This is a genomic window from Phenylobacterium sp. LH3H17, assembly GCF_024298925.1.
Lineage (GTDB): Bacteria > Pseudomonadota > Alphaproteobacteria > Caulobacterales > Caulobacteraceae > Phenylobacterium.
Window position 1 is genome coordinate 4,085,675 of record NZ_CP101283.1, and the last position, 14,889, is coordinate 4,100,563.

The 14,889-nt window shown below is 68.9% G+C and carries 17 protein-coding genes; 11 read left to right on the forward strand and 6 right to left on the reverse strand.

Going from position 1 to position 14,889, the window contains the following annotated elements; genetic code table 11:
• The first annotated feature begins 9 nt into the window (after positions 1–9).
• Positions 10–555: a ribosome maturation factor RimM gene (gene rimM / locus M9M90_RS20185; RefSeq protein WP_254835021.1), complete on the forward strand. Its 546-nt coding sequence runs from the start codon at positions 10–12 to the stop codon at positions 553–555.
• Here rimM and M9M90_RS20190 read toward each other — a convergent pair.
• The 3 genes from M9M90_RS20190 to M9M90_RS20200 all read right to left on the reverse strand — a co-directional run bounded on the left by M9M90_RS20190 (position 552) and on the right by M9M90_RS20200 (position 3,920).
• Positions 552–758 carry a hypothetical protein gene (locus M9M90_RS20190; protein WP_254835022.1) on the reverse strand — a complete coding sequence of 69 codons (207 nt, stop codon included), beginning with the start codon at positions 756–758 and terminating at the stop codon, positions 552–554. The genes rimM and M9M90_RS20190 overlap by 4 nt on opposite strands.
• A 65-nt stretch (positions 759–823) precedes the next feature.
• Positions 824–2,986, reverse strand: coding sequence for a tetratricopeptide repeat protein (locus tag M9M90_RS20195; RefSeq protein WP_254835023.1), 2,163 nt, complete (start codon positions 2,984–2,986; stop codon positions 824–826).
• 70 nt (positions 2,987–3,056) lie between these two features.
• Positions 3,057–3,920 (reverse strand): acyl-CoA thioesterase, encoded by an 864-nt coding sequence (locus M9M90_RS20200; RefSeq protein WP_371876943.1) that lies wholly within the window; start codon positions 3,918–3,920, stop codon positions 3,057–3,059.
• Between the two features lie 113 nt (positions 3,921–4,033).
• Here M9M90_RS20200 and trmD point away from each other — a divergent pair, with 113 nt between their 5' ends.
• The 4 genes from trmD to M9M90_RS20220 all read left to right on the forward strand — a co-directional run bounded on the left by trmD (position 4,034) and on the right by M9M90_RS20220 (position 7,143).
• Positions 4,034–4,726 (forward strand): tRNA (guanosine(37)-N1)-methyltransferase TrmD, encoded by a 693-nt coding sequence (gene trmD / locus M9M90_RS20205; RefSeq protein WP_254835025.1) that lies wholly within the window; start codon positions 4,034–4,036, stop codon positions 4,724–4,726.
• A gap of 37 nt (positions 4,727–4,763) precedes the next feature.
• Positions 4,764–5,171: a 50S ribosomal protein L19 gene (gene rplS / locus M9M90_RS20210; protein WP_254835026.1), complete on the forward strand. Its 408-nt coding sequence runs from the start codon at positions 4,764–4,766 to the stop codon at positions 5,169–5,171.
• Between the two features lie 123 nt (positions 5,172–5,294).
• Positions 5,295–6,623, forward strand: a complete 1,329-nt coding sequence (locus tag M9M90_RS20215; RefSeq protein WP_254835027.1) for an SCP2 sterol-binding domain-containing protein — start codon at positions 5,295–5,297, stop codon at positions 6,621–6,623.
• Between the two features lie 10 nt (positions 6,624–6,633).
• Positions 6,634–7,143: a helix-turn-helix domain-containing protein gene (locus M9M90_RS20220; RefSeq protein WP_254835028.1), complete on the forward strand. Its 510-nt coding sequence runs from the start codon at positions 6,634–6,636 to the stop codon at positions 7,141–7,143.
• A gap of 70 nt (positions 7,144–7,213) precedes the next feature.
• Here M9M90_RS20220 and M9M90_RS20225 read toward each other — a convergent pair whose 3' ends face one another.
• Positions 7,214–8,110, reverse strand: a complete 897-nt coding sequence (locus M9M90_RS20225; RefSeq protein WP_254835029.1) for a LysR family transcriptional regulator — start codon at positions 8,108–8,110, stop codon at positions 7,214–7,216.
• An 81-nt stretch (positions 8,111–8,191) separates the two neighbouring features.
• Between M9M90_RS20225 and leuC the strand changes: the two genes are divergently transcribed.
• From leuC to M9M90_RS20250, 5 genes are read left to right on the forward strand one after another with little or no spacing between them, the layout of a single operon-like run.
• Entirely contained in the window at positions 8,192–9,616 is a 1,425-nt protein-coding gene (gene leuC / locus M9M90_RS20230) for a 3-isopropylmalate dehydratase large subunit (RefSeq protein WP_254835030.1), read from the forward strand.
• A 1-nt stretch (position 9,617) separates the two neighbouring features.
• The gene (locus M9M90_RS20235) at positions 9,618–10,349 is read left to right on the forward strand and encodes a hypothetical protein (RefSeq protein WP_254835031.1); all 732 of its coding nucleotides are present in this window, start codon (positions 9,618–9,620) and stop codon (positions 10,347–10,349) included.
• Positions 10,346–11,212: a VOC family protein gene (locus M9M90_RS20240; RefSeq protein ID WP_254835032.1), complete on the forward strand. Its 867-nt coding sequence runs from the start codon at positions 10,346–10,348 to the stop codon at positions 11,210–11,212. Before M9M90_RS20235 ends, M9M90_RS20240 begins: the two co-directional genes overlap by 4 nt.
• On the forward strand, positions 11,209–11,820 hold the full coding sequence (gene leuD, locus M9M90_RS20245; protein ID WP_254835033.1) for a 3-isopropylmalate dehydratase small subunit: 612 nt from the start codon (positions 11,209–11,211) through the stop codon (positions 11,818–11,820). The genes M9M90_RS20240 and leuD overlap by 4 nt, the downstream gene beginning before the upstream one ends.
• Entirely contained in the window at positions 11,817–12,119 is a 303-nt protein-coding gene (locus M9M90_RS20250; protein ID WP_254835034.1) for a putative quinol monooxygenase, read from the forward strand. Before leuD ends, M9M90_RS20250 begins: the two co-directional genes overlap by 4 nt.
• On the opposite strand, the gene M9M90_RS20255 is transcribed toward M9M90_RS20250, so the two are convergent.
• Complete coding sequence (locus M9M90_RS20255) at positions 12,116–12,952, reverse strand: RimK family alpha-L-glutamate ligase (RefSeq protein ID WP_254835035.1); 837 nt, start codon at positions 12,950–12,952, stop codon at positions 12,116–12,118. The two genes, M9M90_RS20250 and M9M90_RS20255, sit on opposite strands and share 4 nt — an antisense overlap.
• A 142-nt stretch (positions 12,953–13,094) precedes the next feature.
• Here M9M90_RS20255 and leuB point away from each other — a divergent pair, with 142 nt between their 5' ends.
• Positions 13,095–14,147, forward strand: coding sequence for a 3-isopropylmalate dehydrogenase (gene leuB, locus M9M90_RS20260; protein WP_254835036.1), 1,053 nt, complete (start codon positions 13,095–13,097; stop codon positions 14,145–14,147).
• On the opposite strand, the gene M9M90_RS20265 is transcribed toward leuB, so the two are convergent.
• Positions 14,144–14,749 (reverse strand): DUF6134 family protein, encoded by a 606-nt coding sequence (locus M9M90_RS20265; RefSeq protein WP_254835037.1) that lies wholly within the window; start codon positions 14,747–14,749, stop codon positions 14,144–14,146. The two genes, leuB and M9M90_RS20265, sit on opposite strands and share 4 nt — an antisense overlap.
• Positions 14,750–14,889 lie beyond the last annotated feature (140 nt).

Below are 14,889 nucleotides of genomic sequence, written 5' to 3' on the forward strand. Positions count from 1 at the left end.
AGCCCCCGCGTGAGCGACCAGCTCCTCCTCGTGGCCCAGGTCGGGGGCGCCCATGGCGTCCGCGGCGAACTGAAGATCACCACCTACACCGCCGATCCGATGGCGGTGGCCAACTACAAGAACCTGATGCGCCAGGACGGCTCGCCCGGCCCGGTCATCGCCTCGGCCCGCCCTTCGAAGGGCGGCATCGTGGCCCGCGTGAAGGGCTGCGACGACCGCAACGCCGCCGAGGCCCTGCGCGGCCTGAAACTGTTCATCGCCCGCGACGTGCTGCCCGAGCCCGAGGAAGACGAATTCTATCTGGCCGACCTGATCGGGCTGGCGGTCGAGACCGCCGCCGGCGAGGCGCTTGGCAAGGTCAAGGACGTCCGGGACTTCGGGGCGGGCGACCTGCTGGAAATCCAGCCCAGGGTCGGCCAGAGCTGGTGGCTGCCCTTCACGCGAGAGGCCGTGCCTGACGTGCGGCTCGCGGAGGGCAAGGTCATCGCCGCTCCGCCGGCGGTGACCGAGGCAGACCCCAATGAGGGCCGCGAGGACCTGCCCCCCGAGGACTAGGCTTCCGAGGGCGGTCCGCCCTGGCGCGCCAGATAGGCCGCCCCGGCAGGGGTGATATCCCAGCCCTCCTGGCTGCGCTCGGCCAGGCCCAGGTCGGTCAGGGCGCGGGCCGCGCTGATATTGACGAACGGCACGGCCGCCCCGGTCTTCTTCCGCGCAAGGTCGCGCAGGGCTTCGAGTTGGGCGGTCGGCAGGTCATCCATGGGCGGACGCTACACCGATTGTCCGTTTTGCGCGCCGACCGAGATTGAAGCCGAAGGTATCAGCGCTATTTCCGTCGGGCCAGCAGCACGGCCCGCTGCTTGGCGAGGTCCTGTTTCATCCGCGCCACCAGGGCCTTGAGACGCGGTTCGTCACGCATGCCGGCGAAGTGGGGCACCTCGTCGATCCAGCAGTTGAAGTCGAACAGGAAGGCCGTGCGCCAGCCTCCCGCATAGGCGGCCTCCAGCTCGGCGAGGGCGCGGGCCTTGTCGCCCTTGCCCGCATAGGCGATGGCGCGCGGCACGCGCAGGTCGTTGGGCAGGCGCTGTCCGGGGGCGGGCTCCGTCACGACCAGCACGCGGTTGTAGATGCGGATGGCCTGCTGCCTGTCCCCGAGCTTCTCGATGACATAGGCGCCCAGCAGGGGGGAGTTCGGGTCGGCCACGGCGACCCCAGGCTCAGGCGACATCAGGTCGGGCCGATAACTCTTGAGAGCCGCGTACGACTCATCGAACCGCCCCGTCATGGCCGCGCCTTGGAAAATCACCGCCGGCCAGAACGGCTCGTCCTTGTGCCGGGCGGCCTTGGCCCGGCCGAATTCGAGCTGGCCTTGCCAATCGCCCTTATTGGCGAAGCGGCCCGCCTCGCCCAGAGACTTGCCCGGCTCCACCTTTATGGCCGTGATGACCTGGTCGGCTTCGTCCATCAGGCCGAGGTTCAGGTAGAGCCAGGACAACACGAAGGTGGGATAGGGGTCCTCGCCGCCCTCGACGGACGCCTTCATCCAGGGCTCGGCGTCGGCCAGCCGACCCTGTTCGACCAGCAGCATGCCAAGCTTGTACTGGCCTTCCTGGAAGTCGGGATGCAGGTCGGTGAGCGCGCGGAACTGGCGCTCCGCCTCTTCCATGCGCCCCACACGCTGCAGCGACTGGGCCAGGACCATTCGCGAGATCTGGTTGAGCGGGTCGATATCCACGGCCTTCTGCGCCGAGGCCACCGCCTCGGCGGGCCGGCCGTGTTCGCTGAGATAGGTCGCCATGTGGGTCAGGGCTTCCGGATTGCGCGGCTCGATCCTCAGCGCGCGGGCGAGATCGGCCTCGATTTCGCGATCGTACCGCACACCGCCCAGCCGCAGGGCCAGGACCCGGTGCAGGTAGCTGCGGGCCAGCCAGACCTGGGCGGAGTTCGGATCCAGCTTCACCGCCTTGTCGAGCGCCGCCTCGCTCACCCGCCGGGCCTCGGCGAAGTCGAGGGCCAGGTGGTTCTGGGCCAGGATCATGGTGGTCTGGGCGTAGCCGGCGAGCGCGTCGGCGTTCTCGGGCTCCAGGGCCATCAGCCGCGTATAGGACGCCCGCGCCGTCTCCAGGTCCTCCTTCGAGCGGTTGCGCAAGTGGGCCCGGGCCGTCAGCTGAAGCTGGTAGGCCTGGGGATCGCGGCGGTTGGGGGCGCCCTTGCGCGGCTTGGCAAGGCTGACCTTCAGGGCCTCGGCCACCGCGACCCCGATCTCGGTCTGGATGGCGAAGGCGTCGTCCATCTTGCGGTCGTAGGTCTTGGACCAGAGGTGGAAGCCGTCCTTGACGCTGATCAGCTGGGCGGTGACCCGCAGGTTGTCGCCGTCGCGGCGCACGCTGCCTTCGACCACATGGGCGACGCCGAGCTTGCGGCCGACCTCGCGCAGGTCCTCGTTCTTACCCTTGAAATAGAAGGCCGAGGTACGGCCGGCGACCTTCAGCTCAGGCACCTGCGCCAGACTGTTGATCACCTCCTCGGTCAGGCCGTCGGCGAAATATTCGGAGTCCGGCAGGGCGCTGAACGTCGCGAAGGGCAGGACCGCAACCGACTTCTCCGGCGCCCCGCGGCCGAACACGGTCGCCCGGTCGCCGAACAGTCCGCCCATCTGCGCGGCGGACAGCCCCAGGACGGCGACGAAGCCGCCGACCAGGATCAGGTCCATCCGGTTGAGCCTGGCCTTGGGCGCCTCCCCGTCGGGAGCCTCGGTCCGGGTCACCGTCCCGTCCGGCGCGCGCTCGAAGGCCCAGGCGATGATCATCGTGATCGGCAGGCCAAGCGCCAGCAGGACAAGCACAAGGGCCGAGGTCCACTTGGGAAATTCGAGGGTCTCGAAGATGGTCTTGGCGACCTGGAAGATCGCCCAGGCGGTCACCGTATAGAGCGCCGCGACGCGGATGACGTTGCGCCGCTTCAACTCGCTCAGGAATTGTCCGAACATCCGCCTGTCCCCCGACAGACGAACTATGACCTAACAATCCCTGGTCGAGAAGCTATCGGAATCCGAGGCGCTACTTGCGCATCCGGATCAGGCCTTCCTGGGCGGTGGAGGCGACCAGCACGCCGGCCTCGTTGTAGATCGCGCCGCGCACGAAGCCGCGGCCGCCCGAGGCCGAGGGGCTGTCCTGGGTGTAGAGGTGCCACTCGTTGAAGTTCGACGGCTGGTGGAACCACATGGCGTGGTCGAGGCTCGCCGACTGGAAGCCCGGGGTCTGCCACTGCACCCCGTGCGGCCGCATGGCCGTCGACAGCATGTTCATGTCCGACGCATAGGCCAGGATCACCTGGTGCATGTGCGGGTCCGACCCGATCGGGGCCCGGGCCCGGAACCAGACGTCCTGGGTGGCGGGCCTGGGGCCCTTGCTCCTACCGCCGAACAGGTCCCCGTCCACCGGGCGCATCTCGATGGGCCGAGGACGCGACATCATCTTGCGCATCTCCTCGGGCATCTTGGCCATCATCTTCTTCTGCGCCTCGGACTCGTCGGGCAAGTCGTTCGGGCCGGGCACGGCGGGGATAGGCGTCTGGTGTTCGAAGCCGGTCTCGGCCACCTGGAACGAGGCGGCGAGGTTGAAGATCTGCTTGCCGCCCTGGATCGCCACCACGCGCCGGGTGGTGAAGCTGCCGCCATCGCGCGAACGGTCGACGTCGAAGACGATGGGGATGCGCGGGTCGCCCGGTCGGATGAAGTAGCAGTGGATCGAGTGGCAGATCCGGTCCTCGACCGTCTCGTAAGCCGCCAGCAGAGACTGGGCGATCACCTGGCCGCCGAAGATGCGCGGCGGGCCGAATTCCGGACTGACGCCCCGGAACAGGTTCACCTCCAGGCGCTCCAGCGACAGGGTTTCAGGCAGGCTCTCGGGGGTGTCCATAATCGGTCTCGGAAAATGCTGCGGTGCGAAAGGACCCCGATTAGGCCCATAGCGCCGCTGCGGCAAGTTCGAGGGGTCGGTGGAAAACCTGCGCCGTTTGGTCCAAAAGCCGCACCATGTCCTTCGACGCCACCGTTCTCACCATGTTTCCCGAGGCCTTTCCGGGGCCGCTCGGCGTGTCGCTGATCGGGACGGCCTGGCGCGAGCTTGGGCTTTGGTCCTTGGAAACAGTGGACATTCGGGGATTTTCCAAGGATAAGCGCGGCTTCCTCGACGACACCCCCGCGGGTGGCGGCCCGGGACAGGTAATGCGGGCGGACGTCATCGCGGCTGCGCTGGACAGCGTGGACCAGAGAGGACGGCCGCTTTTGTACATGAGCGCACGGGGCAGGCCCCTGACCCAGGCGCGCGTTCGAGAGTGGGCCGCCGGACCTGGACTGATCGTCCTGGCCGGCCGGTTCGAGGGGGTGGACCAGCGGGTGCTCGACGCCCGGGGGTTCCAGGAGATCAGCGTCGGAGACGCGGTGCTCGCCGGTGGCGAGGCGGCGGCGATGGTGACGATCGAAGCGTGCGTAAGGCTCGTGCCCGGCGTCCTCGGCCAGGCGGAGAGCTTGAGTGAAGAGAGTTTCGAGGACGGGCTCCTGGAGCATCCGCAGTACACGCGACCGCGGACGTTCGAAGGGCTCGACATTCCCGATGTGCTGCTTTCAGGCCACCACGCCGAGGTTCGGAAGTGGCGGCAGGCCCAGCGGGAAGAGACCACGCGGGAACGGCGTCCGGACCTCTGGGCGCGGCGTCCCGCCAAATAACAGGCAAAGGGCGATCAAGCCCGAAAGGATCAGACCGATGAACATCATTCAGCAGCTCGAAAAAGAAGAGCGCGACCGCCTGCTGGCCACCCGCGCCATTCCTGACTTCCAGCCGGGCGACACCGTCCGCGTCAACGTGAAGATCAAGGAAGGCGAGCGCGAGCGCGTCCAGGCCTATGAAGGCGTCTGCATCGCCCGTCAGGGCGGCGGCATCAACGAGAGCTTCACCGTCCGCAAGATCTCCTTCGGCGAGGGCGTGGAACGGGTGTTCCCGATTCACTCGCCGAACATCGACTCCATCGAGGTGAAGCGTCGCGGCGTCGTCCGTCGCGCCAAGCTCTATTACCTGCGCGACCGTCGCGGGAAGTCGGCCCGGATCGCCGAGCGCCAGATGGGCGCCAAGGCCGACAAGGCCGAAGCGGCTCCGGAAGCCGCCGAAGACTAGACCCTTCGGACAATACGACCTTCCAGCGGCGGCCGTGGCGACACGGCCGCCGCTTTCGTTTCCGCTTGCCATCTGGCTCAAAACAGTCACTCTTATTATTAGAGTTACTAAGCGGGACCGCCAATGAGCCTCGAAGACCATCCCACCGTCCGCCGCGCGCGGGCGGCCGCCAAGCTCCCGGTCGACGCCCAGCCCCTGTCGGCGGAATGGCTGAAGGCCCTGGCCCGGAAGCACGGCGCCGACGACGTGGGCCTGGTCGAGGTCGGCCGCGCCGAGCTCGCCGACCAGCTCAGCTACATCCGTCAGGTCTATCCGCAGACCCGCGCCCTGCTCGCCTTCGTGGTGCGTATGAACCGCGAGCCCGTCCGCTCCCAGGTCCGCTCGGTGGCCAACCAGGAATTCCACGCCGTCTATGACGAGGTGAACGAGACCGCCCGCGCCATCGTCCGCGCCCTGGACGAGGCCGGCGTGCCGGCCTGCAACGCGGTGGCCGCATTCCCCATGGAGGTGCAGCTTCCCGGGCGCGGCTGGATGGTGGCCCACAAGCCGGTGGCGGTGGCCGCGGGCCTGGGCAGGATCGGCGTCCACCGCAGCGTCATCCACCCGAAGTTCGGCTCCTTCGTCCTGCTGGGCACGGTGCTGATCGGGGCGGAGGCCGACGCCTACGACCAGCCGATCGACTACAACCCCTGCCTGGGCTGCAAGCTGTGCGTGGCCGCCTGCCCGGTGGGGGCGCTGAAGCCCGACGGCGGCTTCGATTTCGTCACCTGCTACACCCACAACTATCGGGAGTTCCTCGGCAACTTCTCCGACTTCGTCGGCGCCGTGGTCGAGAGCAAGGACATGAAGACCTATCGGGAGCGGTTCTCGGACGGCGAGACCACGTCGATGTGGCAGTCGCTGTCCTTCAAACCAGGCTACAAGGCGGCCTATTGCATCGCCGTCTGTCCGGCGGGCGAGGACGTGATCAACCCGTTCCTCGAGGACCGCCCCGGCTACATGGAGCGGGTGCTGAAGCCGCTGACCGACAAGCGCGAGACGCTCTACGTCCTGCCCGGATCGGACGCGGAGAAGTACGCCGCAGACCGCTTCCCCCATAAGCCCCTCAAACGGGTCCGCCGCACCCTGCGCACCACCTCGGTCAATTCGTTCCTCGCCCAGGTCCCGCTGGCCTTCCAGCGCGGCCGCGCCAAGGGCCTGGCGGCCGTCTACCACTGGACCTTCACGGGCCAGGAGGAGGCCAAGGCCACCATCCGTATCGAGAACCAGAAGATCGTCGTCCAGGCGGGCCATCGAGGCGAGGCCCAGGTCAAGGTCACCGCCGACGCCAAGACCTGGATCGACATCATGAACCGCGAATACGGCCTGCTCACCGCCATCGTGCTGCGTAAGGTGCGGGTGAAGGGCGAGATGGCGCTCTTCCGCGCCTTCGGGCGCTGCTTCCCCGGCTGAGACGTATCCGATGCGCGCCAAGTCCTTTTCCGGAATGACCTGCTCCATCGCCGGGGCCATGGAGGCCATCGGCGACAAGTGGGGGATGCTGCTGCTCCGCGACCTGTTCCTGGGGCTCAGCCGCTATGACGACCTGCGAACCTCCACCGGCATGCCGACCACAACCCTTGCCGAGCGGCTGAAGCACCTCGAGGCCACCGGGCTCGCCGAGCGCCGCCGGTACCAGGACCGGCCGCCGCGCTTCGAATACCTGCTGACCGCCAAGGGCCGCGACCTCTGGAAGGTGACCACGGCCCTGCGCGAATGGGGCGACCGCTGGGACACCTCGGGCCTGGGTGCGCCGACCGTGCTGCTGGTCGACCGCGAGACCGATCGGCCGGTGAAGCTCGCCCTGGTCGACACCGAGAGCGGCGAGGTCGTGCCCGCCGGTCGCGCCGAGGCCCGACCGGGCCCCGCCGCCGACGAGCTGGTCCATTTCCGTTTCAGCCGACGCCCTCCGGGAAAGGAGCGCGCGCCATGAGCGCCCACTTCTCCCGCCATTTCCGCGGCGACCCGGAGGCGGCCGTTCGCGCTGACCTGGCGGGTCGCGGCTAGATCTCTCGGTTGGCCTCCGCCGAGAAGGCGCCCAGGCCCTCGACCAGATGGTCGAACATCAGGCGCATGCGTTTGCTGCCCTTCAGGTTCTCGTGCATGGCGATCCAGATCTCGAGCCGGAAGGCGAAGGTCCCAGGCAGGATGTGCACAAGGCCGCTCATCCGGCCGAGGCGGTGCTGGCAGACCCCGATGCCGTAGCCGGCCCGCAGGAAGGCCAGCTGGGCGTTATCGCTGTCGCTGCGCAGGGCGAACATCTCGCGGCGGATCGGCCGGCCGATGTCCAGCCCGCCCGGTACGCTGACGTCGCGCTTGTCGTAGCCGATGATGGTGTGATCATCGAGGTCGTCCAGGGACCTGGGCGTCCCCGCCCGCTCCAGGTACTCGGCGGTGGCGTAGAAGCCGAAGTGCAGCTCTCCCACCCGGCGCGCGACGAGGGTGTTCTGGGTCGGCCGGGCCATGCGCACGGCGATGTCGGCGTCGCGCCGCGACAGGTCCTCGTTGCGGTTGGTCAGCACCAGTTCGAGATCGATGGTGGGATGGGCGATGCGGAATTCGGTGAGGATCCGCGGCATGGCCTCCACGCCCATGATCTCGCTGGCCGTGACCCGCACCGTACCGCCCACGCCGTCGGCGCCGGAGGCGTCGCGCAGGGCCGCGGCGGCGGCCGAGGACATGTCCTCCAGGTGCGACCGCAGCTCGTTGGCCAGGTCAGTGGCGATCAGGCCCCGCGGGCTGCGCAGGAACAGCGGCGCGCCCAGCCGCCGTTCCAGCTCGTCGATGTGGCGGCCGAGCGTCGGCTGGGTCAGCCCCCGCGCGCGGGCCGCGGCGGAGAGCGAGCCGGCCTCAAGGACGGCATGCAGAGTCTGGAACAGGTCCCAGTCGGTTGAAGCCATGCATGCATGAATAACCTATCCGGCTCGCTCGGCAATTGCGGCTGCTGGACTTTGGGCGTCTCACGGAACTAGATGCCGCCCATGGTTGGCAAGACGCTTTACGACAAGATTTGGGACGGGCACGTCGTCGACGAGACCGACGGCGAGGCGATCCTCTATATCGACCTGCACCTGATCCACGAGGTGACCACCCCGCAGGCCTTCGCCGGCCTCCGCTCGGCCCATCGTCCGGTACGGCGCCCCGACCGCACCCTGGCGGTCGCCGACCACAATATCCCGACCGAGGGCCAGGGCCTGGGCGTCGACGCCGTGGCCGACGAGGAAGCCCGCCTGCAGCTCCAGACGCTCTATCGGAACGTCAAGGATAACGGCATCGAGTTCTTCCCGATGGGCGACATCCGCAACGGGATCGTCCACGTGGTCGGCCCCGAGCAGGGCCGCACCCAGCCGGGCATGACCATCGTCTGCGGCGACAGCCACACCTCGACCCACGGCGCCTTCGGAGCGCTCGCCCAGGGGATCGGCACCTCGGAGGTCGAGCATGTGCTGGCCACCCAGACCCTGCGGCAGAAGAAGTCGAAGAACCTGCGGGTGACCATCGACGGGACCCCGGCGCCCGGCGTGGGCGCCAAGGATTTCGCCCTGGCGGTGATCGGCGCGATCGGAACGGCCGGCGGCACCGGCTCGGTCATCGAATTCGCCGGCGAGGCCATTCGCGGCCTGTCGATGGAAGGGCGGATGACTCTCTGCAACCTGACCATCGAGGGCGGCGCCCGCGCCGGGCTGGTGGCGCCGGACCAGAAGACCTTCGACTACATCATGGGCCGCCCGGCCGCGCCCAAGGGGGCCGCCTGGGAGATGGCGCTCTCCTACTGGAAGACGCTCTATTCCGACGACGACGCCGTCTTCGACCGCGAGGTCCGCCTGGACGCCGCCAAGATCGCGCCCCTGGTCACCTGGGGGACCAGTCCTGAGGACGTCATCGCGGTGACCGACGCGGTCCCCGCGCCCGAGAGCTTCGCGAGTCCCGACAAGCGCGCCTCGGCCGAGCGGGCGCTGGACTATATGGGCCTGGCCGCCGGACAGCCGATCAGCGACGCCAGGATCGATGTCGTCTTCATCGGCTCGTGCACCAACAGCCGCATCGAGGATCTGCGCGCCGCCGCCGGCGTCGTGCAGCATGCCTTCCTCCACGGCCGCCTGGTCGCCCCCCACGTGCGGGCCATGGTGGTGCCAGGCTCCGGCCTGGTGAAGGCCCAGGCCGAGGAGGAAGGCCTGGACGCCATCTTCAAGGCCGCGGGCTTCGACTGGCGCGAGCCGGGCTGTTCCATGTGCCTGGGCATGAACCCCGACCGTCTGGAGCCGGGCGAACGCTGCGCCTCGACCTCCAACCGTAATTTCGAAGGCCGTCAGGGCCGGGGCGGACGCACCCACCTGATGAGCCCGGCCATGGCCGCCGCCGCCGCCATCGCCGGCCATATCGTCGACGTCCGGGAGTTCCTCTGACATGGATCCGCGAGCCCGGTTTCTGCTCTGGTTCGGACTTCCGGTGCTCAGCGCGGGCCTCGGCGCCGCCATCGCCATCCTCACGGGGATCGTCGAAGGCTTCGACGTCGGCGGTCTGCGGCTGACGCCGCTGCTGGCCGTCGGCCTCTATGTGGCGGGGGCGGGCCTGGTCGCCGTGATCGTCCGCATGCGACAGAGCCAGCTGGCCCTGGGCGATCGCGAGCGGTTCGAGCGCCCCCTGGAGGCGGCCCTGGTGGCCATGTGCGCGCCATTCATAGTCGCGGGCCTGTGGGCGTTCGGCGCGAACCTGTTCAACGATTTCGGCAGCGTGAAGAAGGCCAGCGGCCAGATCGAGCGGGTTGAGGCCATCGGCGGCCTGCGCGCCCGCTACGCGCTCACCCTCGACAACGCCGTCCAACCCTATGTGCTGCCCTGCTACGGCCGGCCCAACTGCGGCCAGGCCGTGCCCCTGATGCGGCTGCCCAAGGGGGCGAAGGCCGACCTCTACCTGTCGCGCAACGAGGTCATCGGCATGACCGTCGACGACAAGAACGTGCTCAAGCCCTTCGGCCAGCGCGCCTGGCGCATCGTGGTCGACGGCGCGCTCCTCGTGCTGATGGTCCTCTACACCACCGCCTTCCTTTATACGGCGGCCAGCCTGCTTTGGCCGGAAGACGAGGACGAGGAAGAAGACGAGACGGCCTACGGCGGCTATCCGGGGCCGACCCGGTGATCACCGGCCTTGATCACATCGCGCTCGCCGTCGCCGATCTCGACGCCGCGGTCGCCGGCTACACCGCCCTGCTGGGCCGGGCGCCCAACTGGATCGGCGGCGACGGCGGGGCGCGCCACGCCTGGTTCCAGCTCGGCAACATGGCCCTGGACGTCATCTCGCCCGCCGGCGACGGCGCCTTCGGGGGCGTCATCGCCAAGCACATCGAGACCCATGGCGAGGGGATCTGGGCCCTGGCCTTCACGGTGGAAGACGCCGAGGCCGCCCACGCCCTGGTCACCCGGCGCGGGATCGGGGCGGTCAAGCCGCACTCCACCCGCTCGACCCATGATGACGGGCGCAAGCGCTACTGGACCAACTTCTCGCTCGATGCGGCCGACACGGGTGGCCTGAACATACTGCTGGTGGGTCCGGCTCGCGACGGCTCGACCTGGCCTCTTTCCGAACCGGTGGGCGACGAGGCCGCCGCCACGCCCCTTCTGGACCACGTCGTGATCCACACCGCCAACCCCGAGCGCGCCGTCGCCGTCTATGGCGGCCGGCTGGGCCTCGACCTGCGGCTCGACCGCTCCAACCCCGATTGGGGGGTGCGCCAACTCTTCTTCCGCGCGGGGTCCGCCGTGGTCGAGATGGGCGCCAGCCTGAAGACCCCAGTCTCCGACGCCCCCGACCGGTTCGGCGGCCTGGCCTGGCGGGTCACCGACGCCGATGCCGCGCGGGCGCGCATCGCCGCGGCCGGCTTCGACGTCTCCGAGGTCCGCGCGGGCCGTAAGCCGGGCACCAAGGTGTTCACTGTCCGCTCGGGCGTCCCCGCCGCGCCGGCCCTGATGATCCAGCAAAACGCCGAGACCGCCGACCGATGAAAGCCTTCACCCGCCTCGACGCCAAGATCGCTCCCCTGCCCCTGGCGAATATCGACACCGACCAGATCATCCCCAAGCAGTTCCTCAAGACGGTGGAGCGCGAGGGGCTGAGCAAGGGCCTGTTCTACGACCTGCGCTTCGACGAGCAGGGCCGCGAGAAGCCCGACTTCGTCCTCAACCGCCCGGAGTACAAGGGCGCCGGCGTCCTGGTGGCGGGCGATAATTTCGGTTGCGGCTCGTCTCGCGAGCACGCCCCCTGGGCGCTGATGGACTTCGGGATCGACTGCGTGATCTCTTCCAGCTTCGCCGACATATTTTACCACAACTGCTTCCAGAACGGCCTGCTGCCCGTGGTGCTCAAGCCCGATGAGGTCCAGGACCTGATGGAGGAGGCCAAGGGCGGCAACCACATGGTCACCGTCGATCTCCAGGCCCAGACCGTGATCTCCCCCTCGGGGAAGACCTTCGCCTTCCAGATCGATCCGCAGCGCAAGGAGAAGATGCTGAAGGGCCTCGACGCCATCGGCGAGACGCTCCAGAAGGCGCCCTCCATCGACGTTTATGAGGGCCGGCGCGCGATCAGCCAGCCCTGGCTGGAACGGGCGTGAGCGTCATCATCGCCGGCACGGTGCGAATCCCGCCCGAGAACCTGGAACGGTTCAGGCCGCACATGCTGGCCATGCTGACCGCCAGCCGCGCCGAGGACGGCTGCCTGGAATATTCCTACGCCCAGGACGTGGCCGAGCCCGGCCTGGTGCGGGTCTACGAGGTCTGGCGCGACCAGGCCTGCCTCGACACCCACTTCCAGACGCCGCACATGGCGACCTGGCGCAGCCACTGGCCGGAGTTCGGGGTCGCCGACCGGCGGCTCGTCCTGTACGAGACCGCCTCCGAGCGCGCGCTCTAGCCCAGCAGCACGCCGGCCAGGCGCTCCGCCGAGCCGGGCGCCAGCCCCATCAGCAGGTTCGGCTCGATCACCTCCAGCTCCATCAGCAGCGGACCCTTCGCCGAAGGCACGATGTCCACCCGCGCATAGGCCACGGGCTCGCCCACCGCCTCCAGCACGCGGGCGCCGAAAGCGAGCTCTCCGGCGCTCGGCGGATGGCGGACCGAGGCGGAATAGTCGATGCCGAAGGCGGACTTCAGGAAGGCGTGGCTGAACGCGCCGCCCAGGTAGACGAGGGAGCGTTCGCGCTCGGTCTCCACCGCGGCGAGATAGGGTTGGATCATGGCCTCGCGGGTCTCGGTCAAGCCAGCCAGATGGGCGCTGGCCTCTTCGGAAATCTGGCTGGCGGCGAACCGTTTGGTTCCGAAGGCGCCCCCGGAGATGGTCGGCTTGACCACCAGCTCGTCCCAGCCCCGATCCGCGCAAAGGGCGGCGAGATCGACGGTCTCGCCCTGGCGGACGAACACCGTCGGAACCACGGCGACGCCGCGGGCCTCCAGGTCGGCCAGGTAGCGCTTGTCCATGTTCCAGCGCAGCACGCGATGGGCGTTGACCAACCGGGTCTGCGACGCCGCCAGGTCGAGCCAGGCGGCGAATTCCGCGATCCGGTGGAAGTAGTCCCAGGTGGAGCGGATCACCGTCACCGGCGCGGCGGACCAGTCAACCGCCGGGTCACTCCAGACCGCGAACCGCACCCGCGCGCCCGTGGCGCTCAGGGCCTGGGCCAGCAACTGATCGTCGGGCCCGCCGTCCGGCAGGGTTTCATAGGTGACCAGGGTCACATCGAACGACATCGGCGAACCTCGTTGATATAATGATATAAGCATATCTTTATATGATTAACGGTCAAGCCGTGTTGTCGCGTCAGGCTTCCCGTGGCGGCGCACTTCCCCTAGGAGGTCGCCTCGCAACACGCGCCAGAAGAGGGCTCCCGCCATGACCGACCTGCTTCTCCTGCCCGGCGACGGCATCGGCCCCGAAGTGACCGCCCAGGTGCGGCGCGTGGCCGAGGCGCTCACCCCCGAGCTCGCCATCGAGGAGCGGCTGTTCGGCGGCGCGAGCTACGACGCCCACGGCGTCCCGCTCACCGACGAAACGCTCGCCGCGGCCAAGGCGGCCAAGGCCGTGCTGATGGGCGCGGTCGGCGGCCCGAAATGGGCCGGCGTCCCGCGCGACAAGCGGCCCGAGGCGGGCCTGCTCAACCTGCGCGCCGGCATGGAGGTGTTCGCCAACCTGCGCCCGGCCCTGTGCTTCAACGCCCTCGCCGACGCCTCGACCCTCAAGCGCGAGGTGGTCGAGGGCCTGGACATGATGATCGTCCGGGAGCTGACCGGCGGCATCTATTTCGGTTCGCCGCGCTTCATCGAGGACCTACCGGGCGGCGGAAAGCGCGCCGTGGACACCCAGGTCTACACCACCATGGAAATCGAGCGGGTCGCCCGGGTGGCCTTCGAACTGGCGCGCGGCCGGCGCAACAAGGTCCACTCGGCGGAGAAGTCCAATGTGATGGACTCCGGCCTGCTGTGGCGCGAGGTGGTCACCGACCTGCACCGGCGCGAGTTCAGCGACGTGCAGCTGGAGCATATCCTTGCCGACAACGCCGCCATGCAGATCGTCAAGAACCCCAAGCAGTTCGACGTCATGGTCACCGACAACCTGTTCGGCGACATCCTCTCGGACGCGGCGGCCCAGCTCACCGGATCCCTCGGCATGCTGCCCTCGGCGGCGCTCGGTCTGCCGGGCAAGCCCGGCCTCTATGAGCCCATCCACGGCTCGGCGCCTGATATCGCCGGCCAGAACCTCGCCAATCCGCTGGCCGCCATCCTGTCCTTCGAAATGGCCCTGCGCTGGTCGCTCGGCCGCGCCGCGGCGGCCGACCGGCTCTACGGGGCGGTGGTGAAGGCCCTGGAAGCCGGCGCCCGCACCCGCGACCTGGGCGGGACGCTTTCGACCACCGAGATGGGCGACGCCGTGCTGGCGGCGCTCTAGACGCGCCGGTATTCCATCGTCGAGCCATCCGGCAGCTTGCCGCGCAACGCGACCCAGGTTCCGGCCTCGTCGTACCAGTTGTCGATCTGGGCGTCGCCGGTGAGGCTCCAGCGAACCGCGGCGATAGGCCCGCCTGGGCCGCGACGCGCCGAGACCCTCAGCAGCCTGCCATCCTGGGGGTTGAACAGGGGCCCGCCCAGCGCGTCAGCGTGCCAGTGCGTTAGCGGCAAGGCCGAGACCGGCGCGGTCGTCGAACCCTTGCCGGTCTCGATGATCACGCCTGCGGCCGTGCGCCGGGCGACGACTTTCTGGAGCTTGCCGCCGCCATTGGTGCTGGTCTCCAGGCCCGCGAACTGTCCGCCACGCCAGCGCTCCACCGCCCGATGACCATACCGGTAGACCGGCACGGGGCCGAGCTTGACGGTCATGGCGACCTCCGTGGTGATCGTCATGGCGCCGGGCTGGCCGGCGAAGCTCATCACGTGGTCGCCGACCCTGGCGCCATTGCGGAACACCGCGAAGGCCAGCCTGCGGCCGGGCGGCGGCGCGGCGGCCAGCGCGACAGGCGGGGCGAAGGCGAAGCCGGCTGCGGCGAGCAACAACCTGCGAGTCGGGCGCGGAGCGTCCCTGGCGTCGATCTCCAACGGTGAACCTCGAATAGGGCGACGAGGGCCCGCCGCAAGCCTTTCGGGTACGTGCATCGGCGCCACACGGATGCGCGCGACGACGAAACGCACCCGGC

Coding starts and splice junctions, on each gene's coding strand:
- M9M90_RS20190 (WP_254835022.1), bottom strand. CDS start 758: ATGGATGACCTGCCGACCGCCCAACTCGAAGCCCTGCGCGACCTTGCG.
- M9M90_RS20195 (WP_254835023.1), bottom strand. CDS start 2,986: ATGTTCGGACAATTCCTGAGCGAGTTGAAGCGGCGCAACGTCATCCGC.
- trmD (WP_254835025.1), top strand. CDS start 4,034: ATGTCCTTCGACGCCACCGTTCTCACCATGTTTCCCGAGGCCTTTCCG.
- rplS (WP_254835026.1), top strand. CDS start 4,764: ATGAACATCATTCAGCAGCTCGAAAAAGAAGAGCGCGACCGCCTGCTG.
- M9M90_RS20215 (WP_254835027.1), top strand. CDS start 5,295: ATGAGCCTCGAAGACCATCCCACCGTCCGCCGCGCGCGGGCGGCCGCC.
- M9M90_RS20220 (WP_254835028.1), top strand. CDS start 6,634: ATGCGCGCCAAGTCCTTTTCCGGAATGACCTGCTCCATCGCCGGGGCC.
- M9M90_RS20225 (WP_254835029.1), bottom strand. CDS start 8,110: ATGGCTTCAACCGACTGGGACCTGTTCCAGACTCTGCATGCCGTCCTT.
- leuC (WP_254835030.1), top strand. CDS start 8,192: ATGGTTGGCAAGACGCTTTACGACAAGATTTGGGACGGGCACGTCGTC.
- M9M90_RS20235 (WP_254835031.1), top strand. CDS start 9,618: ATGGATCCGCGAGCCCGGTTTCTGCTCTGGTTCGGACTTCCGGTGCTC.
- leuD (WP_254835033.1), top strand. CDS start 11,209: ATGAAAGCCTTCACCCGCCTCGACGCCAAGATCGCTCCCCTGCCCCTG.
- M9M90_RS20255 (WP_254835035.1), bottom strand. CDS start 12,952: ATGTCGTTCGATGTGACCCTGGTCACCTATGAAACCCTGCCGGACGGC.
- leuB (WP_254835036.1), top strand. CDS start 13,095: ATGACCGACCTGCTTCTCCTGCCCGGCGACGGCATCGGCCCCGAAGTG.